The sequence below is a fragment of the Microbacterium sp. Soil_C_42 genome (assembly GCF_057656735.1).
The window spans coordinates 1-1,217 of sequence record NZ_JBDGJU010000084.1; the positions used below are offsets into that span (position 1 = coordinate 1).

Annotated in this window: 1 protein-coding gene; it reads left to right on the forward strand. The window is 66.5% G+C overall.

Annotated features, from left to right (window positions below; genetic code table 11):
- Nucleotides 1–78 precede the first annotated feature (78 nt).
- On the forward strand, nt 79–1,217 hold a 1,139-nt coding region (locus tag AC3A46_RS19485; protein WP_487666694.1), incomplete at its 3' end, for an IS256 family transposase.

A 1,217-nucleotide genomic window follows, 5' to 3' on the forward strand; every position in this document is an offset into this window, starting at 1 on the left:
GTCGTAGACGTTGGTGAGCCATCGTGCGATGGTCAGTGAGAACCGGCTAAAGCTACTCACAGAAGGACACAACGCACGATGGCTCTTGACCAGTCTGCCCTCCTCGAGCTCCTCGGGGAACTGAAACTCACCGACGTCAGCGACCGGATCCGGGTCGCGACCGAAGCCCTCTACCAGGAGCTGATCGACGCGGAAGCGGCCGCGTTCATCGGCGCCGCCCCATACGAACGCTCCCCGGATCGGGTGACGCAACGCAACGGCACCCGACCGAAGACCGTCAGCACCACGGCCGGAGATCTGGAGTTGCGGATCCCGAAGCTGCGGACCGGCAGTTTCTTCCCGTCGCTGCTGGAACGACGCCGCCGGGTCGACCAAGCACTGTTCGCGGTCGTGATGGAGGCCTATGTCCACGGCGTCTCGACTCGCAAGGTCGACGACCTCGTGAAGGCGCTGGGCGTGGACACCGGGATCTCGAAGTCGGAGGTGTCGCGGATCTGCGCGAACCTGGACGAGGACGTCGCCGCGTTCCGGGACCGGCCGCTGGCGGACACCACCTACCCGTATGTGTTCCTCGACGCGACCTACTGCAAAGCCCGCGTCGGCCGGCGGGTGGTGTCGCAGGCCGTGGTCGTCGCGATCGGGGTCGCCGCGGACGGGCGCAGGGAAGTGCTCGGCTTTGAGGTCGGCGAGACCGAATCGCAGCCGTTCTGGACCACGTTCCTCCGCTCGTTGAAGGCCCGAGGGCTCGGCGGGGTGAAGCTCGTGATCAGCGACGCGCACACCGGGCTGATCGCCGCGGTCGACACCGTGTTCCAAGGCGCCAGCTGGCAGCGGTGCCGGGTCCATTTCATGAGGAATGTGCTCACCGCGGTTCCGAAGGCGGCCGGGCCGATGGTCGCATCGATCATCCGCACGATCTTCGCGCAGCCCGATACCGAGCACGTGTTCACCCAGTTCCACGAGGTCGTCCGCATGCTGAGCCGCTCGCACCCGAAGGTCGCGGACATGCTCGAGGACGCCGAGGACGACCTGCTCGCGTTCTGCCAGTTTCCGTTCCAGCACTGGCGGCAGATCTGGTCCACGAACCCGCTGGAACGGGTAAACAAGGAGATCAAACGCCGCACCGACGTCGTCGGCACGTTCCCCAACCCGGCCGCGCTGCTGCGCCTGGCCGGGCACGTCCTGATCGAGCAGCATGACGAATGGGACGGCGCCGA